Annotated in this window: 28 protein-coding genes; 8 read left to right on the forward strand and 20 right to left on the reverse strand. The window is 70.2% G+C overall.

Going from position 1 to position 25,761, the window contains the following annotated elements; genetic code table 11:
- Positions 1-7: 7 nt before the first annotated feature.
- Together ACUZ2Y_RS09090 and sph are read left to right on the forward strand one after the other, a co-directional pair.
- The gene (locus tag ACUZ2Y_RS09090; protein WP_476328807.1) at positions 8-145 is read left to right on the forward strand and encodes a hypothetical protein; all 138 of its coding nucleotides are present in this window, start codon (positions 8-10) and stop codon (positions 143-145) included.
- A gap of 58 nt (positions 146-203) precedes the next feature.
- Positions 204-1,145, forward strand: coding sequence for a sphingomyelin phosphodiesterase (sph, locus tag ACUZ2Y_RS09095; protein ID WP_476328809.1), 942 nt, complete (start codon positions 204-206; stop codon positions 1,143-1,145).
- On the opposite strand, the gene ACUZ2Y_RS09100 is transcribed toward sph, so the two are convergent.
- Entirely contained in the window at positions 1,133-1,711 is a 579-nt protein-coding gene (locus ACUZ2Y_RS09100) for a pyridoxamine 5'-phosphate oxidase family protein (protein ID WP_476328811.1), read from the reverse strand. The genes sph and ACUZ2Y_RS09100 overlap by 13 nt on opposite strands.
- Positions 1,712-1,768: 57 nt before the next feature.
- Between ACUZ2Y_RS09100 and ACUZ2Y_RS09105 the strand changes: the two genes are divergently transcribed.
- Complete coding sequence (locus ACUZ2Y_RS09105; RefSeq protein ID WP_476328813.1) at positions 1,769-2,218, forward strand: MarR family winged helix-turn-helix transcriptional regulator; 450 nt, start codon at positions 1,769-1,771, stop codon at positions 2,216-2,218.
- Here the strand turns inward: ACUZ2Y_RS09105 and ACUZ2Y_RS09110 are convergent.
- The 14 genes from ACUZ2Y_RS09110 to ACUZ2Y_RS09175 form a co-directional block, all read right to left on the reverse strand.
- A complete protein-coding gene (locus ACUZ2Y_RS09110) occupies positions 2,188-2,706 on the reverse strand; it encodes a carboxymuconolactone decarboxylase family protein (protein WP_476331680.1) in 519 nt (172 codons plus the stop codon). The two genes, ACUZ2Y_RS09105 and ACUZ2Y_RS09110, sit on opposite strands and share 31 nt — an antisense overlap.
- A 111-nt stretch (positions 2,707-2,817) precedes the next feature.
- Entirely contained in the window at positions 2,818-3,744 is a 927-nt protein-coding gene (locus ACUZ2Y_RS09115; protein WP_476328815.1) for an NADase-type glycan-binding domain-containing protein, read from the reverse strand.
- A gap of 788 nt (positions 3,745-4,532) precedes the next feature.
- Entirely contained in the window at positions 4,533-5,072 is a 540-nt protein-coding gene (locus ACUZ2Y_RS09120) for a phage tail protein (protein ID WP_476328817.1), read from the reverse strand.
- Positions 5,072-7,015 carry a putative baseplate assembly protein gene (locus tag ACUZ2Y_RS09125; protein ID WP_476328819.1) on the reverse strand — a complete coding sequence of 648 codons (1,944 nt, stop codon included), beginning with the start codon at positions 7,013-7,015 and terminating at the stop codon, positions 5,072-5,074. The genes ACUZ2Y_RS09120 and ACUZ2Y_RS09125 overlap by 1 nt, the downstream gene beginning before the upstream one ends.
- Positions 7,015-7,422: a GPW/gp25 family protein gene (locus tag ACUZ2Y_RS09130; RefSeq protein ID WP_476328821.1), complete on the reverse strand. Its 408-nt coding sequence runs from the start codon at positions 7,420-7,422 to the stop codon at positions 7,015-7,017. The genes ACUZ2Y_RS09125 and ACUZ2Y_RS09130 overlap by 1 nt, the downstream gene beginning before the upstream one ends.
- Positions 7,423-7,431: 9 nt before the next feature.
- Complete coding sequence (locus ACUZ2Y_RS09135) at positions 7,432-9,348, reverse strand: phage baseplate assembly protein V (protein WP_476328823.1); 1,917 nt, start codon at positions 9,346-9,348, stop codon at positions 7,432-7,434.
- Positions 9,345-10,163: a LysM peptidoglycan-binding domain-containing protein gene (locus ACUZ2Y_RS09140; protein WP_476328825.1), complete on the reverse strand. Its 819-nt coding sequence runs from the start codon at positions 10,161-10,163 to the stop codon at positions 9,345-9,347. Before ACUZ2Y_RS09140 ends, ACUZ2Y_RS09135 begins: the two co-directional genes overlap by 4 nt.
- Positions 10,164-10,173: 10 nt before the next feature.
- On the reverse strand, positions 10,174-10,626 hold the full coding sequence (locus ACUZ2Y_RS09145; protein WP_476328827.1) for a phage tail protein: 453 nt from the start codon (positions 10,624-10,626) through the stop codon (positions 10,174-10,176).
- An 18-nt stretch (positions 10,627-10,644) separates the two neighbouring features.
- A complete protein-coding gene (locus tag ACUZ2Y_RS09150; RefSeq protein WP_431422832.1) occupies positions 10,645-11,109 on the reverse strand; it encodes a phage tail protein in 465 nt (154 codons plus the stop codon).
- 8 nt (positions 11,110-11,117) lie between these two features.
- Positions 11,118-13,325 (reverse strand): eCIS core domain-containing protein, encoded by a 2,208-nt coding sequence (locus tag ACUZ2Y_RS09155; protein ID WP_476328830.1) that lies wholly within the window; start codon positions 13,323-13,325, stop codon positions 11,118-11,120.
- Positions 13,326-13,341: 16 nt separating this feature from the next.
- Positions 13,342-13,494 carry a DUF6760 family protein gene (locus ACUZ2Y_RS09160; protein WP_091374686.1) on the reverse strand — a complete coding sequence of 51 codons (153 nt, stop codon included), beginning with the start codon at positions 13,492-13,494 and terminating at the stop codon, positions 13,342-13,344.
- Positions 13,491-13,892: a phage tail assembly protein gene (locus ACUZ2Y_RS09165; RefSeq protein WP_476328832.1), complete on the reverse strand. Its 402-nt coding sequence runs from the start codon at positions 13,890-13,892 to the stop codon at positions 13,491-13,493. The genes ACUZ2Y_RS09160 and ACUZ2Y_RS09165 overlap by 4 nt, the downstream gene beginning before the upstream one ends.
- A 1-nt stretch (position 13,893) precedes the next feature.
- Positions 13,894-14,355 carry a phage tail protein gene (locus ACUZ2Y_RS09170; RefSeq protein WP_431422837.1) on the reverse strand — a complete coding sequence of 154 codons (462 nt, stop codon included), beginning with the start codon at positions 14,353-14,355 and terminating at the stop codon, positions 13,894-13,896.
- A gap of 37 nt (positions 14,356-14,392) precedes the next feature.
- Positions 14,393-15,925 carry a phage tail sheath family protein gene (locus tag ACUZ2Y_RS09175; protein ID WP_476328835.1) on the reverse strand — a complete coding sequence of 511 codons (1,533 nt, stop codon included), beginning with the start codon at positions 15,923-15,925 and terminating at the stop codon, positions 14,393-14,395.
- 206 nt (positions 15,926-16,131) lie between these two features.
- On the opposite strand from ACUZ2Y_RS09175, the gene ACUZ2Y_RS09180 reads away from it, so the two are divergent.
- Both ACUZ2Y_RS09180 and ACUZ2Y_RS09185 read left to right on the forward strand, forming a co-directional pair.
- The gene (locus ACUZ2Y_RS09180; protein ID WP_476328837.1) at positions 16,132-16,746 is read left to right on the forward strand and encodes a Pvc16 family protein; all 615 of its coding nucleotides are present in this window, start codon (positions 16,132-16,134) and stop codon (positions 16,744-16,746) included.
- On the forward strand, positions 16,743-17,138 hold the full coding sequence (locus tag ACUZ2Y_RS09185) for a PAAR domain-containing protein (protein WP_476328839.1): 396 nt from the start codon (positions 16,743-16,745) through the stop codon (positions 17,136-17,138). The genes ACUZ2Y_RS09180 and ACUZ2Y_RS09185 overlap by 4 nt, the downstream gene beginning before the upstream one ends.
- 30 nt (positions 17,139-17,168) lie before the next feature.
- Here ACUZ2Y_RS09185 and ACUZ2Y_RS09190 read toward each other — a convergent pair whose 3' ends face one another.
- Positions 17,169-17,723: a hypothetical protein gene (locus ACUZ2Y_RS09190; RefSeq protein WP_476328841.1), complete on the reverse strand. Its 555-nt coding sequence runs from the start codon at positions 17,721-17,723 to the stop codon at positions 17,169-17,171.
- 155 nt (positions 17,724-17,878) lie between these two features.
- Here ACUZ2Y_RS09190 and ACUZ2Y_RS09195 point away from each other — a divergent pair, with 155 nt between their 5' ends.
- The 3 genes from ACUZ2Y_RS09195 to ACUZ2Y_RS09205 all read left to right on the forward strand — a co-directional run bounded on the left by ACUZ2Y_RS09195 (position 17,879) and on the right by ACUZ2Y_RS09205 (position 21,129).
- Positions 17,879-18,976 (forward strand): GNAT family N-acetyltransferase, encoded by a 1,098-nt coding sequence (locus tag ACUZ2Y_RS09195; protein WP_476328842.1) that lies wholly within the window; start codon positions 17,879-17,881, stop codon positions 18,974-18,976.
- A 34-nt stretch (positions 18,977-19,010) separates the two neighbouring features.
- The gene (locus ACUZ2Y_RS09200; RefSeq protein WP_476328844.1) at positions 19,011-20,594 is read left to right on the forward strand and encodes a succinic semialdehyde dehydrogenase; all 1,584 of its coding nucleotides are present in this window, start codon (positions 19,011-19,013) and stop codon (positions 20,592-20,594) included.
- 280 nt (positions 20,595-20,874) lie between these two features.
- Positions 20,875-21,129, forward strand: coding sequence for a hypothetical protein (locus tag ACUZ2Y_RS09205; RefSeq protein WP_476328846.1), 255 nt, complete (start codon positions 20,875-20,877; stop codon positions 21,127-21,129).
- Positions 21,130-21,172: 43 nt separating this feature from the next.
- Here the strand turns inward: ACUZ2Y_RS09205 and ACUZ2Y_RS09210 are convergent, their stop codons facing one another.
- From ACUZ2Y_RS09210 to ACUZ2Y_RS09225, 4 genes are all read right to left on the reverse strand, one after another.
- Positions 21,173-24,169 carry a helix-turn-helix transcriptional regulator gene (locus ACUZ2Y_RS09210; protein ID WP_476328850.1) on the reverse strand — a complete coding sequence of 999 codons (2,997 nt, stop codon included), beginning with the start codon at positions 24,167-24,169 and terminating at the stop codon, positions 21,173-21,175.
- A gap of 25 nt (positions 24,170-24,194) precedes the next feature.
- Positions 24,195-24,377 carry a hypothetical protein gene (locus tag ACUZ2Y_RS09215; protein WP_476328852.1) on the reverse strand — a complete coding sequence of 61 codons (183 nt, stop codon included), beginning with the start codon at positions 24,375-24,377 and terminating at the stop codon, positions 24,195-24,197.
- Positions 24,378-24,516: 139 nt separating this feature from the next.
- Positions 24,517-24,723 (reverse strand): DUF397 domain-containing protein, encoded by a 207-nt coding sequence (locus ACUZ2Y_RS09220; RefSeq protein ID WP_476328854.1) that lies wholly within the window; start codon positions 24,721-24,723, stop codon positions 24,517-24,519.
- Positions 24,720-25,601 carry a helix-turn-helix domain-containing protein gene (locus tag ACUZ2Y_RS09225; protein ID WP_476328856.1) on the reverse strand — a complete coding sequence of 294 codons (882 nt, stop codon included), beginning with the start codon at positions 25,599-25,601 and terminating at the stop codon, positions 24,720-24,722. The genes ACUZ2Y_RS09220 and ACUZ2Y_RS09225 overlap by 4 nt, the downstream gene beginning before the upstream one ends.
- Positions 25,602-25,761 lie beyond the last annotated feature (160 nt).

Raw genomic sequence — 25,761 nt, forward strand, 5'->3', positions numbered from 1 at the left:
GGGACTCATGAGCGGCGTTAGCGGCAACACAGTCGTGACCAAGGACCCGTACCTCATCGGCGGGCTGACGCTCGTCGTCCTGATCGGTGTGGTGGTCAGGTGGCGACAGCTCGGTGCTGCCCGGGTGAACGCCGGACAAAGGTGAATGTTTTTCCTTGCCCGAGGCGCGCGGAGGCCGCACAATCGCTCCCATGCGAACGCAAATGTTATTCACGTCACTGCTCGTCGCTGGGTTGAGCCTCACCGCCGCGCCCGCCCAGGCCGCGCCCACCGCATCCAGCGTGCCGAAGATCGCGAGCTACAACGTCTTCATGCTGTCGCGGAACCTGTATCCGAACTGGGGCCAGGTGACCAGGGCCGACCTGATCGACCAGCAGAACGTGCTGGCCGGGCAGGACATCGTCGTGCTCAACGAGGTGTTCGACAACGGGGCGAGCGACCGGCTGCTGCACAACCTGTCCGACACCTACCCGCACCAGACGCCCGTCGTCGGCCGGTCCCGGTCCGGCTGGGACGCGACGCTCGGTGGCTACTCGGACTCCACGCCGGAGGACGGCGGGACCGCGGTGATCAGCCGGTGGCCGATCACCCGCAAGGTGCAGCACGTGTTCACCCAGCGCTGCGGGGTCGAGCCGATGTCGAACAAGGGCTTCGCCTATGTCCGCCTGAGTTCGCCTTCGGGTCCGGTGCACGTGGTCGGCGTGCACGCCCAGGCCGAGGACAGCAGCTGCTCGGTCTCGCCGGGGTCCGTTCGCGCCTCGCAGCGCGCTGAGATCCGCGCGTTCCTCGACCGGCAGGCCATCCCGGCGGCGGAGCCGGTGTACGTCGCGGGCGACATGAACGTGATCGGCACGAGCGCCGAGTACGGCCAGATGCTCACCTCGCTGAACGCCCGGGCGCCGCGGCTGACCGGCCACCGGTACTCATGGGACTGCGTGACCAACAGCGTCTGCAAGGGTCAGTACGGCAACGCGGCGCCCGAGCATCTCGACTACGTGCTGTCGATCAACGGCCACCCCGGCGGCGACCTGGTCAACGACACGCGCGCGGTCAAGAGCCCGACGTGGAAGGTGACGTCGTGGTTCACGACCTATAGCTACAACGACTACTCCGACCACTACCCCGTGTTCGCCTACGGGGCCTGAGGCAGCGGCAGCGGGAGGGCGGGCAGCCCGTCGAGGCTGGTGCCGACGTGGTCCTTGGACTCGCAGTAGGCGGCGAACTCGGCATCGGTCTTGCGGCCGAAGAAGTCCTCGTGCATCGTGCGTTCGCCCTGGTAGTCCATGAGCGGGATCGCGAAGCCGCAGCTGTCGCTGATCCGGTCGGCGGTCACCACGATGATCGCGCGCGCCGACGGCTTCTTTCCCTCGGGGATCTTGGCGATCAGGTCCGGCCAGCGCGGGTCGTCGCGGAAGACGGGCTCGCCCCGGCCATGGATGCGCACGATGTTGGGTGGGCCGTCGAAGGCGCACCACATCACCGTGACGCGCCCGTTCTCCCGCAGGTGCGCGATGGTCTCGGCGCCGCTGCCGCCGAAGTCGACGTAGGCGAAGGTGCGCTCGTCGAGGAGGGCGGAGCTACCCGCGCGACCTTTCGGCGAGAGGTTGACGTGACCGTCCTCGCTGAGTGGAGCGGTGGCGATGAAGAAGAGCGGCTGCCGCTCGATGAAGTCCAGCAACCTGCCGTCGATCCGGTCGTACGTTTTGCCCATGCGCCCAGTATCTGTGGAGTGCGCCTAAAGTAAAGCGAGTTGACCAGAGGAGAGTCCATGGCCGCCGAGATTCCCGCGCTGCTGGCGATGGCGTTCCGATCGGTCATGGACGAGGTGCACGAGCACTTGGCGGCCGAGGGATTCGGGGATGTGCGGCCGGCGCACGGGTTCGTCTTCCAGTACCTGTCCCACCGCGAAGGCGCGACGGCCGTCGAACTGGGGCAGCACCTCGGGGTGACGAAGCAGGCGGCGGTGCAGCTCGTGGACGAGCTTGAGCAGCGCGGATACGTCGAGCGCAGGCCGCACCCGACCGATGGGCGCAGCCGGATGGTCGTGCTCGCGCCGCGCGGGTGGGCGTGCGTCGAGCGGGTCGTGGCGGTGTGGACGGAGATCGAGCGGCGCTGGGTGGACCTGATCGGAGCCGATCAGGTCCACCGTCTGCGCGCGGATCTTCGGGCGATCGTCGGCGAGTCCGGTCAGCCGGTGGCGCTGCGCCCGGTGTGGTGAGGATCCCACCGGTACGGCTCGAACTCCGCGTCGAGGGGCGCCTCGGTGAGACGGTTCGCGAAGGTGGACAAGGTGTAGGTGCCGACGCCGAGCACGACGTCCAGTGCGTTGCGGTGGGTGAAACCCGCCGCCAGGAAAGCCGCCATGTCCTCTTCGGACACTCCGCCGCTGGTCGCGAGGACCGTGGTGGTGAACTGCCGCAACGCTTCCAGGCGCGCGTCGTCGAGCGGCTTGCCTGAGCGCAGCGGCTCGGCGACGTCACCCGGCAGCTTCGGAGTGTGCATGGCGACGCAGTAGTGGCACTCGACCCGGGTGGCCATCGTCATGACGACGACCTCCCGCTCGACCTCGGTCAGCGTCGAGCGGTCGAACACGGCCACGCCCGCGAGGAACGTGCTCAGCAGTTCTGGCGACTCGGCCATCCGCGCGACCGGCTCGGGCACGTAGCCGAACCTGCGGGTGGTGGCTTCGATGATGGGCCGCGCCATCGCGGGCGCGGTGTCGATCGTGTGACTGACGAACGTCAAGAGACCTCTTCTCCGTGGGGATACGGATCAAGGTAGGCCTCACTCGCGAATTAGTCAAGCAGCTTGACTATATTAGTCCTTCTGGAAGAGTTCGATCTCGCTCACCGCCAGGTCCGACCCCTTGACCGAGCGGAACACCGAGACCACGTGGATCTCCACGCTGGTGGCGCCGTCGCCGTTGGCGATGTCGATCTCCTGCGGGTCGGGGTGGTCATTGAGCGTCACGTCCGCGGTGCGTCCGGTGTTGAAGACGAGGTGCAGCCGCTCGGCCCGATGCCTGCTCTGGAAACCCTCCGCGGACCCGTTGCGGACGAGGGCCCGCGAGATGGAGACCTCGCGGTCGAACCGGAGGACCAGCGTGGGCTCGGGGCCCGTGCCGGGGGCGGCCCAGTAGGTGTTCTTGAGCCCGTCGGCGGCGGCGAAGCCGGGGTAGTCGGGCAGCTGCGAGTTGGCCGTGACCTCGACCGGTGAGACCGGCACGTACTGCTGGAAGATGACCTTCTCGGCTTGGTGTTTCAGCGCGAACGCACGCTCGTTCACCCACCCCCTGAACTGCCCGGAAACCCCGTAGACAATCCCGGCGACGAGGAGCAGGACGGCCGCGACCCGGCGCACCGCCCGGAACGTCGCCATGACGGCCGCACCGAGCTTGGACTGCCCCCGCCTACTCCCGTTGGGACGGTCACCGGACTTGCGCGCCTTGGCGCCGGCGCGGGGAATCAGCCGCTTCCACCACGGCCGCTTGACGACCTCGGCCTCGGCCAGGGAGGTGCCGCAGCGGCTGCAGAACTTGCGGGTCTCGGCGTTGCCCTCGCCGCAGTCGCCACAGATGAGGTCGCCGGGCTTGAGCTTGCGGGTGGGCGGTCGCTTCTTGGGTGGCGGCGCTTTCTTGATTTCTTGAGGGAGGACGGCGTCGGGCTGCGGGCCGCCGGGGGTGACAGGGACGACGAGGTTGCCCGCGGCTTCGCTGTCGCCGTTGGTGGATGGCTTGGGCAGCACCAAGCCGGCGGGATTCGATGGCGCGGCCTTGACCGCCGTCGGAAGACTCGGAGCGGACGCTGCGATGGCGACGGCTGGAGCCTTCGGCGCGGGCAGGGCGATCGCTGACGGCTTGGCCGCCGTCGGCAGCGCGGGCGGGGTGGTCCCGCCGGGGGCCGCCGGAGGTGCCGCGGCGCCTGGGGCGGCCGGAAGCTTCGGTGCGGGCGCACTCGGAGGAGCGGGTGGTTTCGGAGCGCCCGGTGGTGCCGGTGGAGCTGAAGACCCCGGTGGCGCTGGAGGCTTGGGGGCGCCAGGAGGCGCGGGTGGCTTCAACGCTCCCGGAGGGGCCGGGGGCCTCGGGGCGCCCGGAGGGGCGGGCGGTTTGGGAGCGCCGGGCGGAGCGGGTGGCTTGGCCGCTCCAGGCGGCGCCGGTGGGGCGGGCCGTGCGCCAGGTGCGGCTGGGGCACCTGGTCGGGCGGGCGGTGCGGGTGCGCCGGGGCGAGCCGGGGCGGCGGGCGCTCCTGGGCGGGCGGGCGCGGGCGGGGCACCTGGCCGAGGCGGCCCACCCGGAGGCGCGGCCATGCCCGGGCGCGTGGTGGGCGGCACCGGCTGCCGGTCCCCCACATCCAAATACAACGCCGACTGAAGCCGCGAGAGGAACCCGCGCTTCTGTGGCTCCTCCTCTTCCTCCTCCACCACCGGCGCGGGCGGCGGTGCGACCTTCACGCCGGTCCATTCCAGGAAGCCGCCGCACTTTCCGCAGAACGTGTCCGCGTCGGCGTTGTGGTAGCCGCAGCTCTTGCAGGCGATCATCGGGAGCCCACCTCCACTCGGTGCACCACGTGGGCGGGTTTGGCCGCCGCGACGGCGGCCTCGACCAGGTCCAGCGGCGCCGCCGCCTGGTCTTCGACCCGCACTCGGACGGCCAGCCGGGGGCTCGCCTCACCCGGAAGGTCCGCCACCGGGTCACGCGACCAGGCGACGCCGCCGCTGTCGGCGATCTCGACGTTTCCGCCGGTCAGGACTTCGAGGTTGGCGCGCAGGCCCGCCACCGTGCCGCGCATGCGGTACATCTCCACCGCCGTCCCCACGACAGCCCGACGGCGTTCGATGGGCCAGCCCTCGTCGAGTTCGATGCCGACCCAGCCGGACAGCCATTCCAGGAAGTCCTCAGGCGCCAGCAGCGGGTCGAAGTACTCCACCAGACAGTCCAGGGTGGCCAGCACGGGCGCGACGACGTCGTCGAAGCCCGCCATGAACCGTTCGGTGAACGGGTCCTCCTGGTAGACCGCGGGAAGCATCTCCAGCATGGGCGCCGCGGTCGCCAGGCCAGGCACGAGCCCGCGCATCAGTGTTCCTCCACCTTCACGTGGTGCTCGTAGCTGAACACCAGGCTGTACCGGTCCACGGCGAGCCGCTGGGTCTCCTCGCCGCGCTCCCCCGTCACCGGGTTGGCGCCGAAGAGCCGCACGTCCTCGACCATGTCGACGCCGCGCACCCGTTGCAGCAGCGCGTAGACATCTCCGGCCTGCACGGGTCTGCCGAACTGCCAGCCTCGTCCGTCCGGTCCACCGGTGATCGGGTTGAGGTGCCCGTACAGCGCGGCCAGCGCATCGGCGCGGACCCGGGCGCGGTCGACGCGCGGGCGGGCGATGACCCTGGCCACGACGGTGACGCCGCGGTACTTCGGCGGCGAGACAAGAACTCTGGTGCCGATGAGCCGCACCTCGTCGAGCCGGTCGGTGATCCGGGTCAGGGTGTCCTCGCCGGGGACGAGGTCGGCGAAGGTGATCCGGTTGTCCACCTGCGCCGCCGCGGGGACGACGAGTACCCGAACCGATCCGGCGGCGACGTCGTTGTCGCCCGCGGTCACGCAGCGGACCCGGGCGATGTCCGGTGCGGCCTCTTGGGTGATCGCCTCGTAGTCCTCCGCGGTGACCGCGCGGCTGCGGGTGCGCAGCAGGATCGGGCCGCGCGCCTTGGCCTGCTCGACCGTCTCCCCGTCGACACCGCCGGAGGCGCTCTCCAAGTTCTCCACGCCGGACACGAACGGGATGGACGACTTGAGGGTCCGGATCGCGCCCGCGCCGACGTTGCCGATTCGCCCGCCGCCGACCGCGTAGCGGCGCAGCCGGATCGTGGCGCCATGCGGCGGCACAGCCCCGTATTGCCGCAGACCGCCGTCCGGCTCGCGGATCGCTGGTCCAAAGTGGATGGTCCCGGTGACAGGATCGAGCAGGTAGTGGCTGTCCCCCGGTGTGCTCGCCGCGAAATGCTGGACCTGGGTCCAAGGCTGCCACCCGCCCTCCGAGGTGACCTCCAGGACGGCCTCACCGACGACAGGACCGTGTTCGACCAGGAACTCCTGCCCCGGCACGCCTTCGGACACGCCGAGGACCTCGTCCTCGATCACGTCGCAGTGCCCGGACACGACGGTCCCGCCGACCGTGCTCGCCGCGAGACCGGCGATGATCGGCGCGGTCCGGTACTTCGGGTACTCCTCGTCGACCTCGATCACCCTGGCCCGCAGCCAACCGCCGGGCTCGTCGCCGAGGACGGCGGTCTCATGGTCGGGCGGCACGTGCACGAGTACTTCGCCGTCGACGTTGAGGGCGCCGGTCGCATCGCGGCTGACCAGGCACTCGACCCACTCGGTGCCGTTGAACGCCTCCCACACCAGCGGCGGATGATCGGGGTGCACGCCATAACCCTCGACGGTCGCGTCGACGTCGAGCCGCACCACGCAGTTCGGCACCGCGGCGGTCAGGCCCACCAGCAGCACATCGCCGGGCACGGGCACGTCGGTGAACGCGGGGAACCGTTCCCCCATCCGGAGTTCCTCGGTGCGCAGCGTCGGCTCGTCCGCACCGTGGCGCCAAGTCCCGACGGCATGCAGCGAGCACGGGATGATCGACAGGTCGCGCGTGGTGGAGAAGACGATCGACTCGTCGACCTCCGTGCGAATCGTCGCGACCGAGGTGCCCAGCGGGATGCCGACGGTGGTGATCGCGGGCGCGGACAGCCAGAACGTGACGGGAACCTGGGCAGGCGTGGCCGGGATCAGCCGCAGGCCGATCATGTCGAGGAACTTGACGTAGAGCCGGTCGGGCACCTGGTTGAGCCGGAACAGCAGCTGGTCGGTCATGAACGCGAACGTCTCGATCAGGGTCACCCCGGGGTCGGAGACGTTGTGGTCGGTCCACTCAGGACAGCGGCGCATCACCATGCGCTTCGCGTCGTCGACCAGGTCCTGGAATCGGCGGTCGTCGAGGTTGGGGGTAGGCAGCGCCATCAGTAGTCACTCCCGTCCTCAGGGATGGAGTAGAACGGGAAGACCAGGTTTCGCCGGTCGTTGGTGTCCTTGATCTTGTAGCGGATGTCGATGTAGAGCGTGCCCGGCGCGTACGGGTCCGGCGTGACGTCGACCTTCTCCACGTCCACCCGCGGTTCCCAGCGCAGCAGCGCCTGCCGGACCTCGTGCGACAGCTCGGCGATGGTCTCCATGTTGGCCGGGCGGAACACGAAATCGCGGATGCGGCTGCCGAACTCCGGCCGCATCGGCCGCTCGCCGGGGTAGGTGGCCAGGATCAGCCGCATCGCCTGCTCCAGCTCCACCTCCCGCCGGACCAGGGCGATCCCGCCCTGCGATCCGACGCCGAGCGGGAACGCCCACCCGGCACCGACGAAGTCCTGCGACATCGCACACTCCTAATTCAGCTTGATCGTCTGGCCCTTGATCTCGGTGACCATGTCCGCCTCGACCTTGACCGTCTTCCCCTTCAGCGACAGCGCGCCAGTCGTCTCCAGCTTGATCCCGCCCATGCCCGCCTTGATGGTGATCGCGCCCATGGCGCCGCACTCGATGGTCAGTTCGCCGTTGCCCTTGCTGACCGGCTTGGCCGGGTCGCAGACGAGCTTCACCGTCCCGGCCGCCTGGTCGATGTGCAGCGAGAGCTTGTCGTCCTTGGTGCCCACCACGATCTCGGACTTGTTCGGCGGCGCCTTCCCCGGCGGGCCCGGGGGAAGGTCGTCGGTGAACAACAGCCGATTGCCCGCGGGCGAAGCCAGTCCACGCTCGATGACGGACCCGGAGGAGGCGTTGACCGCGGTCTTCAGGTGGCCGAATTCCGAGTTGTCATTGATCAGTCCACCTAGAACATACGGTCGCCGGGCGTCGCCGAACTCGAAGCCCACCAACACCTCGTCGCCGACCTCCGGCAGGAACAGCACTCCGCTGCGTCTGCCCGCGCCGACCTGGGCCACCCGCGCCCAGTCCGACTCGTAGTTCGGCGACAGCCACGGCATCGCGACCTTCACCCGGCCCGCCTTGTCCGGGTCCTTCGCGTTGGTCACGACCGCGCACACCAGCCCGTCGAACGGACCCCGCTGACTCGCACCCGACGATGCCAGGCGCAGCAGCGACCGGTCCTGTCTGCCGCTGACGAAAAACTTGGTGTGGTACCCGCCTTCCAGCGGGTCGAAGATGTGTCGGGCGTTGGTCACCACCCACTTGCCCGCGAACTGCTTGGGCACCCCCGCGATCGTCACGCTGCCGCCCGCCTGGATCGCCGGGTCGCCGTAGGCGTCACCCTCGGCCTCGGCGAACGTGCTGGACACGTGGTCCGCCAAGCTCTTCGCCGCCACCTGCGCCACACTCTCCGCGCTCGTCCCGCGCCCCATCGGCCGGTTGACCACGACGTAGGCGGTGTTGCTCGGCGCGGTGCCCATGTCCAGCGCGGGCATCCCGGGCAGGGCGGGCGGCGCGGGCATGGTGATCGGCAGCGAAAGCCCGTCGGTGAACGAGTTCGCCAGCGCGGCAGGCAGCTGGCCGTCGATCTTCACCGACCCGGTCTCGGAGTTGGCCTTGCCCACCGCGACCCGAGCCGCTTTCGAGTCCCAGACCCGGACTTCGACATCCGGGGTCAGGTTGGCGGCGGACAGCCGGGGCAGGAAAGTGTGCAGGTTGTCCTTGAACGTCAGCGTCGATCCCAGGCCGACCATCGACGCCGCCGCGTCCATCAGCCCGACGCCGCCGCCAGAGCTGCCGGAAGCCTTGCGGAAGAAGAACTTCCCACCGGTCACGCCGGTCTCGTAGCCGATCTCCCGAGCCCGGTCGGTGAGGAAATCCCAGTCCGTCTGCGACACCTGCGCGATGTGGTCGTGCGCGGTGGTCGTCGCGTCGACCGTGCCGATGCGCAGGCCCGCGTCCCGGGCGACCTGGCTCGCGATGTCGGAGTCCTTCATGTTGACGAATGTCCGGGTCCGCTTGGCCCGCTGCAACCGGTGCGCCTTCTCGTATCCGCGCACGACAGTCAGGATCATGGAGTCCTGGCACAGCGCCTCCACGGCGGTGACCTCGCCGGTGATCAGCGACTTCGTGTCCGTCGACCCGGCGCGGTTCGCCTTGATCTCGACGACGGATCCGATGCGCAGCCCGGAATCATCGAGGAATGTGCCCGCGTTGTCCAGGAACGTCAGCTCGAACATGTCCGGCAGGTGCAGGTGGGTGTCGACGACCGCGCGGATCAGCAGCTGGGAGTGGTTGGGCATCATGGGAATCCCGACCGGGTAGCCGACCAGGATCGCGGGCATCACGATGCCCGTGCTGCTCCCACCCGGCATCATCGGCTGCTCCCGGTGGTCAGCTCGTCCGGGTTCGGCAGGTAGACGACCTGGCCGGGGCGCAGCCTGCTCGGGTTCCCGATCCGGTTGACCTCCGCGATCCGCCGCCACAGACCGGGCCTGCCGTAGTGGGCCGTGGCAATGGATTGCAGGGTGTCCCCGGAGGACACGGTGTGCGTGCGCCGCCCCGGCAGGCCGCCGGACGTCGGGTTGGTGGGCAGGCTCGCGAGGGCGCTGGGCTGCTCGCGCATCGACAGGTCGATCTCCGCGCGGATCGGGATGCCGGTGAAGTCGAAGCGCACGTAGGAGATCCCGACGCTGACCAGCCGGACCTGGTACATGAACGCCACCATCGGCGGCCCCCACTGGAACGTGATCTCCGGCAGCGTCGTCTCCAGCGTCGCGCCCGCGATGCCCATGCTGCCGATCCCGCTGAACGGGCTCATCCACCGCAGCAGCTGGTCGCACCGCAGCTTCGCCGTCACACCCTCGAACACGATCTTGCTGATCGAGATCATCGGCGCCTGCACGGACTTGGTGATCGTGCCGGAGGCACCGCCGGGAACGTGCAGCGCGTGCATGTTCGGCTTCGCGGTATAGCTGGCACTGCGCTTGATGGAGATCTTCTCCGGGTTGAAGTCGAACGGCACCACACCCGGCGTCAGCGGGTTGACGCAGTAGAGCATCGCGGGAACCCGGGCGCCCGCGATCATGGCCGCGCTCACCCCGGCGCCCACGGCCGCGCTCGCCGCGCCGACCACCGCGCCCCCGCCGACGGCGGTCGCCGCGCTCGCCCCCACGCCCACGCTCATCGTCATCTCGCGCTCCCTACAGGAAACCCTCGTGCACCAACGTCAAACTCTCGATCGCGATACCCAGGGTCATCGCGTCCAGGTCGGGTCCCTTCCAGGCGCTCGGGTAGACATTGCGGAGCTGCCACGACGACACTTCCTTGGCGTGCGCGTCGTAGAGGGTGATCTGCGCGGTGCCGCCGGGGGCGCCGATCATCGACTGCACCCACCCGTTCGCCCGGTCCCGCAGCCACTTCTGCACGCTGTCCGCGCCCGCCTTGTCCATCGCGCGCTCCAGCGTCACCTCCGGGTACTCCAGGTGCCCGGGCAGGATCGGCTCGTAGAGGTAGTTCGCGCCTTCCTTCACCTTGTAGGGGTTGAACTTCACGGCCAAGCCCTTGCACCGCGCCCACCCGCCGAGGTCCACGCCGTCGACGGACACGTGGAAACGCAGGGTGAGCGCGAGCATCGCCGACATGCTGAGCGCCACGGCGGGTCACCTCCTTCGTCAGCCAAGCTTGATCTCGTCCTCGAGGAATCCCTTGTGCGCCAGTTCCAAGCTCTCCAGGGACACCTGGCTCGCACCCGCGTCGAACCCGGTGATGGCCCACTTCACCGGCATCACGTCGCGCAACTCCCACTCAGTGATCAGACCATCGTCCCTTTTGGACCCATAGAGCTCGATCTTGCCGATGAACACCTCGCTGGTGAACGAGTTCTTGCTCAGCCACGAACGAACCTTCTTGGTCTCCTCGGAAACCGCGCGAGTGAGTTTGATGTTGCTGTACTTGGTGTTGCCGGGGAAGTAGAACCGGTCGTTGCCGCCGTCTCCGGTGCGGTACTCGGCCACATCCCAGCTCACGTCGAGGCCCTCGGCCTTGAACCAACTGCCGAGGTCGTACTCGGACTTGCCGGTCATCTTGACCACGAACCTGTTGGACAGGGCGATCGTGCTCGCGTCGCTAAGCGCCACGGTTCCTCCTACCTGAAGTCGGTGAGTTGGCCGGACCGTTCCCGGTCGACCAGCAGTTCCAGGCGCAGCCTGCTGCGCACGCGGTCGTAGAGGCGGGCGGTGAGGTCCTCCATGTCCACCCGGTCGAGGTCCACGGGCTCTTCCTCACTGCCGTGCATGTCCGCGGTCCCGGTGCCCGCGCGGCCGGTGCTCGACGTGGCCGCGTCGGGGTGGCGGCCGCCGCGGAACCGGTCATCGCCGGTGGGCTCGCTGAAGCTGACCGTGTCGCCGAAGGTCCCGCCCGCGTCGCTGAGCCGCTCGGTGGCGCCGGGTGCGGTCCGGCTCGGCGTGGCGCTCGTGGAGTCAGCCGACGCGGAGAGGGCGGCGGCCAGGCTGAGCCTGCTCGCCGCACCCTGGGCGGTCTGGGCGGTCTGGCCGGTCTGACGGGCGCGCGGGTCGCGCAGGTCGTCGCCGCTGCGCTGGGTGAAGCTGACCGTGTCGCCGAACGCGCCGCCCTCGGCCGGGTTGATCGTGCGCGGCGTGGACGACGATCCCCGGCCGCCGCCTTGCTCCTCGCGGTCGAGGGCGCGCTCGATGCGTTCCAGGTCGGCGTCGCCGAGGTGGCTGATCAGGGACCCGCCCTGCTCGGCCTGCTCGGCGTTGAGCGCGTCGAGCAGCTCGGTTTCCATTTCCTGGCGGCGGGCGGCCCGGTCGAACATGCCGGACCCACCGGTGACGCGGGTGGATGTGGTGGGCGAGGTGGCGTCGTCCCCACGGCGCTCGGTGAAGCCGACCGTGTCGCCGAACGCGCCGCCCACGGTGGTGGGCAGGCCCGAGGTCGTGCGCGAAGCACTGGGGGTGCGGCGCTCGCGGTCGCCCTGCGCGGCGGGGTGGTTCCACTCCTCCAGCACGCGGTGCGCGGAGCTCTCGGCGATCTGGTCGATCTCCTCGCGGGCCTCGCGCTCGAAATGCGAGTGCACGGGGTCGGGCGGGGTGACCACGGTGGGCGCGAGCTGGGCCGGTCCGGACACGCTGGGCTCGGCGGCCTGCGGCTGCGGCGGGTGGATGAGCGGGGTGTCGGCGAGACCGCCGTACTGGCGCTCGGCCGCCACCGCCTCGGCTTCGAGCCCGCGACCCTCCGGTGTGGACAGTGCGGGCAGCGAACCGAGGGTGCGCTGCTGCACGACGTGGACGAGTTCGTGCGCCAGCAAAGCTTTCGCCTTGGTTGCGCTGGTCGGACCGGCAGACTCGGGTAGGAACACCGCGCCGTCCTTGGCGAACGCGCGCGCTCCCCGCGACCGGGCCTCCGCGTCGACGGCCGGTCCGCGGAACACCGGGACGGCCGAGACGTCCGCGCCCCGGTCACGCTTCAAGGTGCCTGCCAGGTCGGGAGGCACCTCGTCGCGCACGATCCGTCCGGTCACCCGCGGCAGCGGCTCGCCGCCCGCCCGGTACACCAGGGGCGGCGGGGCGGGTGGCGGCTGCGGCGGTAGTGGAGGCGGCGCGGGTGGCGGAGGTTCCTCCGGGGCCGCGTCGACCACCATCGGCGGTTCGGCGGGTGGGACGAACGGTTCGTCGGCCGGGCGCGAGACCGGGCTCCCCAGGCCGAGCCTGCGGGTCTGCCCGAGGCTCGGCCTACGCCTGGCGGGCGGCGGCGGTTCGGCCGACCGCACGATCTCCGCCACCCGCTGCGGGAGCACCGACTCGGGGGTGGGGATTCGCGGGTTGGCTGGGATGTTCGACGGGATCGACAGCGGCCGGTCGGGCACGACGGACGGGAAGGGCCGCGGCGGCGGAACCGGGTCGGGCTCGGGTGTGCTCTGCCGCATCCACTCCGGGACATACCGCATCCAGCCGGGCGCGCGGTACGGCTCCGCCGGTTCCCGCGCCTCGCCCACATACGCCTCGGTGGCCTCGGTGAGCTGTCCCACCGCTCGTCCTTTGTGGACCTTCGGCCGCCGCGGCAGCGGCTCGGCGGCGGGCCGGACGGCGGGCAGCGGCAGTGCCCGCGCGATTCCCTCGACCCGCCCGACCGCGGGCGGGACATGCGAGCGGACGACGGCCGTGCGGCCGGGCAGCGGCGGCTGGACCGGCGCCGGTCCGGTCACCAGGGGTGCGGCCGCGGCGAACGTCGTGGGCATGGGCGGCACCAGGACCCACTCGCCGCGGGCCCGCTCCGGCGAGACGGCGGGGACCGGTGCGGTGGCGTGTGACGCCCGTCGGAATGGCCAGCGCATCCGGTCCCTCCCCTGCTCACTCGTCGAGTCTGCTGTGGATGCGGCCGATCTCGGTGATCAGCCGGTCGCGCACCGGGTGTTCGAGGTCGAGGATCGAGTCGAACGTCCAGTGCAGGTAGTAGGCGACGTACGCGACCTCCTCCCACAGGCGGTCGGGCGCGTACGTCACGATCCCCCCGGGGCATCACCTGCCACGTCGACCGCGAAGCCGGTGCCGCACTGGGGGCAGTGCACCGCGACCTCGGTGTGTCCGTCGGCGTTGATGCGCCGGTAGAGGTCCTGCAGGAAGGCCATGTCGGAGGCGAACAGGTTCTCCACGACGAAAGTGTCCACAGCGGCCAGATCGCCGAGCGTGGTTATGGTGCGCTCCAACAGGAGCACGGTCAGGTACGCCGGGTTCTGCTTGGAGCGCTGGTCGGCCTGCGTGGTGATCTCGTCGCGCGCGGTCGCCAGCCGCATCACGCCGTCGCGGTGCACCCGACCGTGCTCGTCGACGAACCCGCGGGGCAGCGTGAACGGGTATTCCGTGCGCAGCCCGGTGTCTCCAGGCGCCGTCACTGTGCTCATCTCAGACTGACACGCGCTGGATGCGCTCGGACACGATCGTGACCGTCTCCATCAGCACCTCGCTGGACCCGGCTTTGAGCGCGCCGATCTCCAGCTTGGACGGCCACGCGTGTTCGAGGTGGTAGCGGGCGACCGGCTTGCCGTCGGTGCCGTACATGATGAGCGAGCAGCTCTTGCGGGCCGCGACGATGTCGCCCATCAGCACGGCCTCGTGCCACGCCCACAGTTCCATGCTGGCGTTCTTGCCGCGCTTGAGGACCAGCGTGGCGGGCTTGGTCTTGCCGGGCAGCTTCTTGAGCACGACCTCCTTGTCGGTCGACTCCATCAGCTCGACGGGTTCGACCTCGGTGGTGATGCCCTGCAGTTCGGAGAACGAGGCGATCTCGTAGCCGTCGATGGTGATCGAGAACCGGGCGGCGGTGAGGGCGTCGTTGGGTTGGCTGGAGCTCAGGCCTGCGGCCATGGTCGATCCTTCCTAGCTGGTGTGGGTCATGCCGGCGTCACTCCTCAAGGCCCGCGCCTTCGGAGAACTGCGAAATGCGGAAGACGACGAACTCGGCGGGCTTGACCGGCGCGATCCCGATCTCGACGGTGAGGATGCCCGCGTCGCGGTTCTCCGGCGGGTTGTTCTCCTCGTCGCACTTGACGAAGAACGCCTCCGCCGGGGTGCGGCCGAACAGCGCCCCGTCGCGCCAGACCCGACGCAGGAACATCGTCACCGTGCGCTTGACCGAGTCCCACAGCTTCGGGTCGTTCGGCTCGAACACGACCCAGTTGGTGCCTTGCAGGATGGACTTCTCGACGTAGTTGAACAGCCTGCGGACGTTGAGGTAGCGCCATTCCGGGTCGCTGGACAGCGTGCGCGCGCCCCACACGCGGATACCTTGGCCGCGGAAGGAGCGGATGCAGTTCACCGCGATCGGGTTGAGCAGGTCGTGCTCGCCCTTGGTGATGTTGAGTTCCAGCGTCACCGCGCCGCGGATGACCTCGTTCGCCGGTGCTTTGTGGACGCCGCGGCTGGAGTCGTTGCGGGCCCAGATGCCTGCCATGTGGCCACTCGGCGGGACGAACACCTGCTTGCCCGCGACCGGGTCGGCGACCTTGATCCACGGCCAGTACAGGGCGGCGTACTTGGAGTCGTAACCGGCGAAGTCCATCCGCCAGTCCTTGACCTGCTGCGCCTTGAGTCCCGGCGGGGTGTCCAGGATCGCCACGCGGTCGGCCATCAGCTCGCAGTGGGCGATCATGGCCAGCTGCACGGCCTTGACGTCGTCCATGGTCAACGCGCCGCGCTGGAAGGCGGCCATCAGGTCGGGCACCGAGAGCATGGTGATCTCGTCGATCGCCTCCAGGCCGCCAAAGCCGGTGCGGTCCGAGGAGTTGCCGACGTACTCGGTGGCGTCGACCTTCTCCGGGACGGGCGGCGGCGCGGTCAGCGCGGTCTCGCCCGCCTTGGGCACGGCAAGGGCCTTGCCCTTGGTCTCCTCGACGTTGATCAGCTTCGACTGCTGCTTCACCACGGTGGCCACGTTGTTCGGGCCGCGTTTGGCGCTGACGTTGTCGAAGGTCTCGACCGGCTCGCCGGAGCGCTTGACCACCAGCTTGAAGGTGTCGTCGCCCTCTTCCGAGGCGGGCGCCACCTCCACGGTGAGCTCGGGGTCGACGGAGCGCGCGGTGATCGTGAGGCCGGTGCCGCCCGTGCCGGGCAGCTCAGCCATCGGCACGGAGGTGATCTGGCCGTTCGTGTGGCCGTTGCCCTCCGCACCCGCACCGCCGACGCGGACCACGTAGGCGACGCCGCCGCCGTTCTGGAAGTACCCGTACACGGCGTGCGCGAGGTAGTAGCCGTCGACGAAGTCGCCGAAGTTGGTCTTGAACTGCGTCCAGTTGGTCACCAGGACGGGCTCGTGCAGGGGGCCGCGCTCGGCGAACCCCACGAACGCGGCGACAGCGGTGCCGACCGCCTCGATGGGCCGCGAGCCGGAGGACACCTCCTCCATGTACACGCCTGGCGCTAGATAGCTGCTGGCCATCGAAGGATCTCCCTACACCGTCGGGTGGGCCGAGTCGTAGACCGCGGGACTCGTGTCCCGAGCTTGCTGGGCGGGCCGGGTCGAACGCAGTCGTCCGGGGGCGGGGCCTGGGGCGGCCAGGACCGCCCCTTCGGGCGGACTCGGCGCACCGATAGGACGAGCGGCGGACCGTCGCGCCCGCGGCCTGCCGCGCCCACACTGGTCCGGTGATCACCGAGGTGGACGACGCCCTGTGCCTGATGCTCGGCCGCTGCCTGCCGGAGGGGACGGCGGTGCGGCTCGACCCGCCGAAGCCGACCTGGCAGACCGAGCGCCCGTCGAAGGTCCTCGACCTGTTCCTCTTCGGGCTGCACGACGACCCCCGTGGCCGCGAGTCCGGCTGGGGCGAAACCCGCGACGACCGCGGGGCGGTGCTGTCCCGGCAGCAGCCGGCCCGCAGGTGCGCGCTGTCCTATTTGGTCACAGCCCGCGCCACCGGCGTCGGGGACGAACACCGGCTGCTGGATTTGGCCTTGCGGACCATGATCTTCGCCGACTCGATCCCCGCCGACTGCCTCAGCGGCACCCTGGCGGAAACCGGCGACCCGGTGTTCCTCTCGGTGTCACGGAACGATCCGGGCGACCTGTGGAGCAGCCTCGGCATGCCCGCGCGAGCCGCTTTCATCATCTCGGTGAGCGCGCCTTACCTACCGCCGGTGGAGACCGACCTGGCGGCGCCCGCCGAGCGGATCACGTTGCGCTCCAACCAAGAGGTCCCCGCCCCACTCGCCCCGGCAGGAAACAAGCGGTGGGTGCGGACACCGGTCGGTGACCCGACATGAGCTTCGCCGCGAAACAGGGCGACAAGGTCATGGCGACGGACAACCACATCGTCATGGTCCCGTCCGCTGGCGGCCCGGTGCCGACTGTCACGCCACTGCCGTTCGTCGGCACGATCACCGGAGGGTGCAGTACGAACGTGATGATCGGCGGAATGCCCGCGGCGGTCACGGGGAGCACGGTGACGAACTCGCCACCGCACATCGTTCCGCCACCGTCGACGTTTCAGGTGCCGCCGACGAATCAGGGCACTGTCCTCAAAGGAAGCTCCAGCGTCCTGATCAACAACAAACCCGCCGCCCGCAACGGCGACAAGGTCACTACGTGCAACGACCCGGCCCCGTTGCCCAAGGGCACCATCATCGCCACGGGCACTGTCATCATCGGTGGCTGACGACCGCACGCTGCCCGGCTGTCCAGGGCGTCAGCGGCTCACCAGTGGGCCGGGGGCGAAAGGCACTGCCACCAGCACCATCACGCCGACCGCCGAGAGCTCGTGGTCGTGTCGGGCGAACCAGGTTCGGGCATCCGGTGATCCGTCCCAAGGCGGTGTGTCCTCGTGGTGGGGCAGGGCGGACACCTCCAGCGCATACCCCACTTCCCCCGACACCCGCACCTCTCCCCGGATGTAGCCCACCGCACACTTGCCGGTGAATGCCATTCGGTTCGGCGGGCGGAAGGTGCGGCCCGCCTGGGTGAACACGTGTCCCGCGCCCGAGGTGACGCGGGCTGTCGTGGAGCCGATGCCGCCGACCATCACGCCCGTCGCCACATCCCGCACGACCGCCAGGCTTCTGGTTCGCACCTGGGAAACCGAGGCCTCGGGGGACGTGGTGGTCGTCACGGCCAAATCGCCGCGCAGGGTGAGGGAGACGGCCACGGCGACGTGTCCGATGTCGACCGAGGCGGCGGCTATCGGGGTGTCGGGCAGGGTGTAGCAAAACGCCTGGGCCTGCGAGAATTCCGATGTACCCACCATGTCGCCGCCTCGCCGCGTGTGGTCCGGAACCGACCGTAGGCCCCGTCCGCCCGGGGCTACGAGGGCCGAAAGGGCGGCGGATCGGGCGGCAACCCATCACATGCCCGAAACATCGAGGCCCCCGGCAGGCAATCTTCGCCCTGCATCCTCAAAGCATGGACACGACCACCGCGACCCAGCCCACGACCTGGCGGCTGCGTATCCGCCTGGACGACCGTCCAGGCACGCTCGCCCGGGTCACCACCCGCCTCGCCGCGCGGGACTGCAACGTTCTCGGGCTCTCAGTGCTCCCGGTGCCCGGCGGCGTCATCGACGAGATCGTCGTGAGCACCCCCGCGGGCACCGAGCCCGCGTCCCTGATCGACGACATCCGCGCCGAAGGTGGCCGCTGCGTCGGCATCACGCGTGCTCAGGTGCGGCAGATGGTCGACCGGACCACCGCCGCGTTGCGCGCCGCGGGCGCCGCCCTGCGTGACCAGGCCGCGACCGCCGAGGCCGTGCGCACGATGCTCGGCGCCGACTCGGTGCGCGTCGCCGAAGCCGGTGACACCGAGTCCGACCCCAGCGGACACCTCGCGGTCCTGCGCCTGGGCAAGGACATCACCCTGGTCGCCCGGCGCGGCTGGGCGCCGTTCACCGAGGTGGAACTGGCCCGGGTCGCGGCGTTCAGCGAGGTGCTGACCGCGGGCGTGACCGCCGCGGGCGCCCCGAGCGCGGTCATCGCGAACAACGGCGCGGGCATCGTCCTTCGCCCCGGCACACCCGCCGACGGTGACGCGGTCGCCGACCTACACGCCCGCTGCTCCGCGCAGACCCTCTTCGCCCGGTACCACTCGGGTCTGCGCACCCTCCCCCGCCGCTGGCTGCACCGTCTGCTGCAGCCGCCGCGCGGCAAGACGCTGCTGGCGCTGTGCGGCACCGAGGTCATCGGGATGGCCCAGCTCATCCGCACCAACGACCCGGCCGAGGCGGAGATCTCGCTGCTGGTCGAGGACGGCTGGCAGCGCCAGGGCGTGGGCACCGCGATGATCGACCGGCTCGGCGGCATCGCCCGCGCCGAGGGCCACCGGCGGATGATCGCCTGGTGCCTGTCGCAGGAAATCGGGTTCGAGCGGGCCGCCCGGTCCGCCGCCCATCCGGTGACCGTGCGCTACGAGGACAGCATGCTCCGCGTAGCCATCACGGTGGACAGTTCCGTCCAGGCGGATGACGTGACCGCCGCCACTGCGACGGAAGGTGCTACTCGGAAGTAACATGGGGCGCTCAGTGTCGAGCGAAGGAGCGCCCATGAGCACGGCCACGACCTCAGCGACCATCGGTGGAGTAACCGGCGCGCCCACGGTGGTCCGTGCGACCGAACTGGTCGATCGCGCCGTCACCGGCACCGACGCGACCACTGTGCGGATGGCCGCGCCGTTCACGGGCGAGCCCATCATCACGCTCCCGCAGATCGACGACGCCGATGTGCGCCGCGCGTTCGCCCGGGCCCGGGTGGCCCAGGTGAGCTGGGCGGCCACGCCGGTGGCCGACCGGTCGCGGATCTTCCTGCGCCTGCACGACCTGCTGCTCGAACGGCAGCACGAGGTCCTTGACATCATGCAGGTCGAGACCGGCAAGTCCCGGCTCGACGCCTACGACGAGGTCGCGGTCACCGCGATGACGGCGTCCTACTACGGCCGCAAGGCCGCCAAGTTCCTCGCCCCCCGCAGGCGCGCGGGCGCACTGCCGGTGTTCACCCGGACCACGCAGGTGCGCCACCCCAAGGGTGTGGTGTCGATGATCTCCCCGTGGAACTACCCGCTCGCCCTCACCGGCATGGACGCCATCCCGGCGCTGATCGCGGGCAACACCCTCGTGCAGAAGCCCGACAACCAGACCGCGCTGTCCGCCCTGTGGCTGCAGGAGTTGGCCGAGGAGGCCGGGCTGCCCAAGGACGTCTGGCAGATCGTCCTCGGCCGCGGCTCGAAGATCGGCACCGCGCTGATCGAGGAGGCCGATTACCTCGGCTTCACCGGCTCCACCGAGACCGGCAAGGGCTTGGCCGCCAAGGCGGCGGCGCTGCTGACCAGCTACTCGATGGAGCTCGGCGGCAAGAACCCGATGATCGTGCTGCCCGACGCCGACGTCGACAAGACCGCCGCGGGCGCGGTCACCGCGTGCTTCTCCTCCGCGGGCCAGCTGTGCGTGTCGGTGGAGCGCATCTACGTCCACGAAAGCATCCGCGACTCGTTCACCCGCGCGTTCGTGGCCAGGACCAAGGCCGTCAAGATCGGCGCGGACCTGTCCTACGGCCCGGACCTGGGCTCGCTGACCTCCGCCGAGCAGCTCAAGACGATCGACCACCACGTCGAGGACGCCCGGGGCAAGGGTGCCACCGTGCTGGCGGGCGGCAAGCCGCGCCCGGAACTCGGCCCGCTGTTCTACGAGCCGACGATCCTGACCGACGTCCGCGAAGGCATGCTCCTGTTCGCTGAGGAGACCTTCGGCCCGGTCGTGTCGATCTACGGCTACAGCGACGAGCAGGAGGCCATCGACCAGGCCAACGCCACCCGCTACGGCCTCAACGCCAGCGTGTGGACCCGCAGCAGGCGCACCGGCGAGCGGGTGGCCAAGCGCATCCACGCGGGCACGGTCAACGTGAACGACGGCTTCGGCGCCGCGTTCGGCAGCCTCGACGCGCCGATGGGCGGCATGGGCGAGTCGGGGGTGGGGAGGCGCAACGGCGAAGAAGGCCTCACCAAATACACTGAGGCGCAAACGATCGCCGCGCAGCGCGTGGTTCCGTTGCGCGGGTGGAAGAGGATCCCGTCGAAGGCGTGGACGAAGGCACTGACGATCGGCCTGAAGGCCCTCAAGCGCCTGCCTCGCTGATCGGCCTACCAGGGGGAGTACATGCGGTTGAAGCTCGCGGTGTTGTTGGCTGGTGCGCTGTTGGTGGCGGGGTGCTCGGATTCCATCGGCGGCAGGCCGCAGGCGGGGCCGCCGGGGATCGACCTGACCGACCGGCGGACCGGGCAGATCACCGTGATCGACCTGTCGACGCTGCTCGCCAGCGGCCGTCCCGCAGCATCCTGTCCGTGCTCGGACTCGACGTCCGCGGCGGCGACGAGGTCATCCTGTCGGCCGGGTCTTCACGATGACAGTGGAGCCGATGGAGAAGTACGCGGACGAGCTCAAGCACCTGCATGCGGGGTCGTTCGAGGTTGTGGGAGATGACGTTATCGACACCATCGTCTCGACCGCGGCCGCGAACGCCTGCTTCCCGGCGTCCCAGCAGCTCACCCGCCATCACAAGCCGGGTGCGAAGACCACCGGGAAGATCGTGTTCGACACCAAGTACAAGTCGGGCAACGCGGCGCTGAAGAGCGACGCCGCCGATGGGACTGGGTGGGTCTGGGAGTTCTGAGCCAGACCCGGGTGCCCGCGGGCAACGGGCCGCCCGACTGGCCTCAGCCTGCCGTGGGCGACTGCTCGGTGAGCAAGCCGCGCTCGTAGGCGACCGCCACCGCTTCCGCCCGCCTGCTCGCGCCCAGCTTCGCCATGATCCGGCTCAAGTGGACACTCACCGTCTTCTCGCTGATGAACAACTCATCCCCGACCTGCCGGTTCGTCCTGCCCAACGCCACCAGCCCAAGCACCGACCGCTCTCGTGGGGTGAACAGGTCGACTTCGTCGCGAGTCTCCACGTTCTCGTCGAGTGATACCCGTCCCCTGCGGGCCGCCTTGCGGACAGCCTCGCGCAGCGGTCGGGCTCCGAGGTGGGCCGCCACCGCGTCGGCCAAGCGGAGTTCGACGGCCGCCTCGTCGCGGCGGTCGGCGGCGAGCAGGGCCTCGGCCAACCGCCTCCGGCACACCGCCTGCTCGTACACCGCGCCGTAGTCGAAGGCGTCGACCGCGGCTCGCCACAGGTCGGGGTCGCCGGGGCCGCCGACACGACCCAGTTCGGCCTCGGCGCGGGCCAGCCAGGCGCGGCCCTCCGGGCCCAGGGTGCCGGTCAGGGGACGACCGTCACGCGCGGTGTCGCGGGCGAGTTCGGCCAGGCGCCGGGCTTCGACGGTCGAGAGCTGGGCCGCCTCGACGTCGCGCCGGGTGGTGGCCGCGGCGGCGAGGTCGGCGTGGGCGGCGATGCCCAGCGCGGACATCCGGATCGCGGCGAGCAGGGTCGCCCCGCCCGCCTGCGCGACCCATTCCAGGGCGTCGCGGACCCACTCGACAGCACGGTCGGGCCTGCCGCGCCACGTCGCCAATTCCGCGCCGACACCACCCGCCACCAGCGGGATCTGGATGTCTCGGTGCCAATCCGACCGCAGTTCGTTGACCAGTCGCTCGGCCTCGGCGAAGCGGCCACGGCCCACGGCGACGTGCGCGCCGACGGCGGCCAGTCGCGCCGAGACGGTGTTGGACACGCGGTGGCCGGGCGGTTCCGCCGCCGCCTCACTGCCGTCCCAGTCCCCCGCCGCGTACCGCATGACGACCTGCACGACACGCAACTCCAGGCCGAAGGCGCTCCAGGTGAGGCCGGTTTCGCGGGCGCGGTCGACACCGCCGTCGACGGCGGCGATCGCGTCGGTCAGGAGACCGTGCTCGTAGAAGTTGATCGCCAGGAAGAACCGGGCACGCAGCTCCACGGTGATGGCCTCGACGGCCGCCGCCCGCCGCATGGCCTCCACGAGCATGTCGCGGGACTCCTCGGCGAGCCCGCGGGACTCGGCGAGGATGGCCAGGGTGATCAGGCCCTCGGCCGCGGGACCGCCCGCGTCGACCGCTTCCGCCACCTCGATGGCCCGGCGCGCGTATCCCTCGGCCTCGTCGCGACGGCGCAGGGCGCGCAGGATGGTCGCGTACGCCGCGAGGACCCACGCCTGGTCGGGGCTGGGCGGCCGGTCGGTGACCAGTGCCCACGCCTTCTCGATGTTCTCCAGCGCCTCTTGCTCACGCCCGTCGAGCACATAAAGCGCCTGCGCCAGGCGGCGGCGCAGGGTGGCCTGGTGTTCCGGGTCCTCACTGCGGTCGGCGGCCTTGACGGCGGACCGTGCGAACGCGATGGCCCGCTCCGGGTCCCCGGACGTCCCCGCGACCCACGACGCCCGCCGCAGCAGGGTCAGTTCGCTGATGTCGGGCCGGTCGGCGGCCGGGACCGCCTCCCACAACTTCAGGGCCCGCTCCAGGTGGTCGAGTGCCTCGGCGGGCGCGCCCTGCCCCTCGGCTTCCTCCGCAGCCTGCACGGACGCGACCAAGGCCGGGCCGAGTGCGTGGCTCTCCATGCTGTGGTGGGCGAGGGCGGCGGCGGTCCCGCAGGTGCCGCACTCCTTCGACAGCTCACGCGCGTACGCGGCGTGCAGCCGGACCCGCTCGCCCGGCAGGAGGTCGCCGTAGACGGTCTCGCGCATCAGCGCGTGCCGGAAGGCGTAGGCGTCGCCTTCCCCGGGCACGAGCACGTGGTGCTGCACGGCCTCGCGCAGCGCTTCCTCGAGTGCGGTGTCCCCCAGGTCGCTGACCGCGCGCAGCCGGGCGTCGGGCACCCGGCGACCGCCGACGGACGCGGCCCTTATCGCGCTCTGGGCGGCCGGGCTGAGGCGTTCGACGCGCGACATCAGGACGTCGACCAGCGTGGTCGGGATGCCGCCGCCGCCCTCGGCGGTCGCGGCGAGCAGTTCCTCGGCGAAGAAGGCGTTGCCCTCGGACCGGCCCGCGACCTCACGCAGCACCGGCTCGCTCAGCCGCTCCTCGGCGAGCGCGGCGACGAACAGGCGGGAGTCGGCGTTGCCGAACGGGGTGAGCTGGATGCGCTCGACCTGCGGGAGCCGGACAAGTTCGGCGAGCAGGGGGCGCAGCGGGTGGCGGCGGTGCAGGTCGTCGCTTCGGTACGTGCCCAGGATGAACAGCTTCTGTCCGCGCAGACGGGACAGCAGGAAGGACAGCAGGCTGCGGGTCGAGGCGTCGGCCCAGTGCAGGTCCTCCAGGATGACCACGACCGGCGTCTCGCGGGCCAGGTCGTCGAGCACGCCGTGCACGGCGTCGAAGAGCTGCAGCTGGCCGATGTCCTGCTCGGAGCGTGAGCCGCTCGACGGCATGCCCATGCCCGCGGCGAACTGGCCGGGATCGGGTCCGGCGGGGGCGCCCGCACCGGGGAACAGCCTGCTCAGGGCGGTCCAGTCACGCACCCGGTCTTGGACCCGGGAGAGGGCCTCGGCGATCGGGAGATAAGGCAGGCCCGCCTCACCGATGTCGAGACAGCGGCCGGTCAGCACCAGCGCGCCCTGCTCGACGGCGAAGGCGGTCACTTCTTCGGTCATTCTCGTCTTGCCGACTCCGGCGTCCCCAGCAAGCAGGACGGCACCGGCCCGGCCGGAGGCGGCCGCGTCGAAAGCGGCGCGCAGACCGCGAAGTTCACGGCCGCGCGCCACCAGCGGAATTCCAGAACCCAGACGCGGCATGGCTGGCATGGTCGCACAACCTCGGCGCGCTGGATCAGTTGGCCGAACGCTCGCTTGTTCGGGGGCCGCTTAGGTGCAGCACCCGGGTCACCCAGGACGGTCCGGTGCGCTTGACCTCGTGCAGGTGCAGCCTGCTGGTGAGGTCCCGCGTGCCGTTGCGCCGGTAGTTGACCTCTGCGTTGATGGCCTCGGTGGTCCACATCATCTGTCTCCTCATCGCTTCGAACTCCAGTGATGAGGAGAGTGCCGCTGAGGCGAGGGGCCCGGCATCGGGTGATCACGCGGTCCTGAGCCGCGGACCCCTTACCCGCCGCCGGTCAGGGGCGCACGGCGGCAGGTAAGGGATCCGTCATGGCTCAGCGAGCGTCGAACTCGTCGCCCTTCAGGGCGACGACGAACACCCGCCATTCGATGTCGGCGAAAGCCAGGTGTCCGTGCTCCGCGTTCTTGGAGTCACGAACCGCTGTCGCGCTGGTGCCGACTGCGAGCTCGACACAGTCGTTGCCCGCGCCGCTGCGGCTGCTCTTGCGCCATTCCGCGCGGGCAAGCCCAGAAACGGTCACGCCCCGCTCCTCTCATTCTTTCCGGATTCGCGACCCAGCCGATCGGCTGTCCGCTGGACCAGGTCGACGGTGTCATCGGGCTTCAACGCCGCCGCGCGCAAATGGTCGAACATCAACGTATACCGGCGGACATCCGACGGCTGTTCCAAGTAGACACCCGAAGTGGTGTTCTCGACGTAGACGACATCAGGATCGGCCTGTTCGGGGAATCCCAGAATAAGAAACGGAGTCTCCATTCCGGCATGCGCGCCGGTCGCGAACGGGACGACCTGCAGGGTCACGTGCGGCATCGCGGCGGCCTCGGCGAGCCGGTGGAGCTGGGCGCGCATCACCTCGGGTCCGCCGACGACGCGGTGCAGCACGGCTTCGTCGATCACCGCCCAGTACTCGGGCGGGTGCGGGTCGGTGAGCAGCCGCTGCCTGGCCAGCCTGCCCTTGACCCGCTTGTCGATCTCGTCGTCCTCGACGTCGGGGCGGATGGCCCGGATGACGGCGCGGGTGTAGTGCTCGGTCTGCAGCAGGCCGGGGACAAGGAGGGCCTGGTGGGTGTGCAGGAACGCGGCCTCGGACTCCAGTCCGACGAAGGAGCCGGTGAAGACCTCCGTGTAGGCGTGCCACCAGCCCTTCTGCCGGGCTTCCCTGGCGAGCTGGACGAGGGCTTCGCGCCGGTCCTCCTCGATGCCGTAGAGCTCGAGCATGTCGCGCACATCGCGCGGGGTGACGCCGACGTGGCCGGTCTCGATGCGGCTGATCTTCGACGCCGAGCATTCGAGTTTGTCGCCGACCTCGTCGATCGTCAGGTTCGCGGACTCCCGGAATCTCCTCAGTTCACCCGCGAGCCGCCTGCGACGCACTGTCGGGCTGAGGTCTCGCGCCACCTGGTTTCACCTCGTTTCAACTGCGGGCATAACGACCCCGCCCACGGATGGGTGCGACTGGGTCCGCGCACGGCAAGTCTCAATGCTGATCTTGCCGGACACAAGGGACTCTCCTCCGCGTTTTGCGGTCAGTCTGTGAGCGGCTCACCGGACGCGCCCG

Source organism: Actinokineospora sp. UV203 (assembly GCF_056323665.1).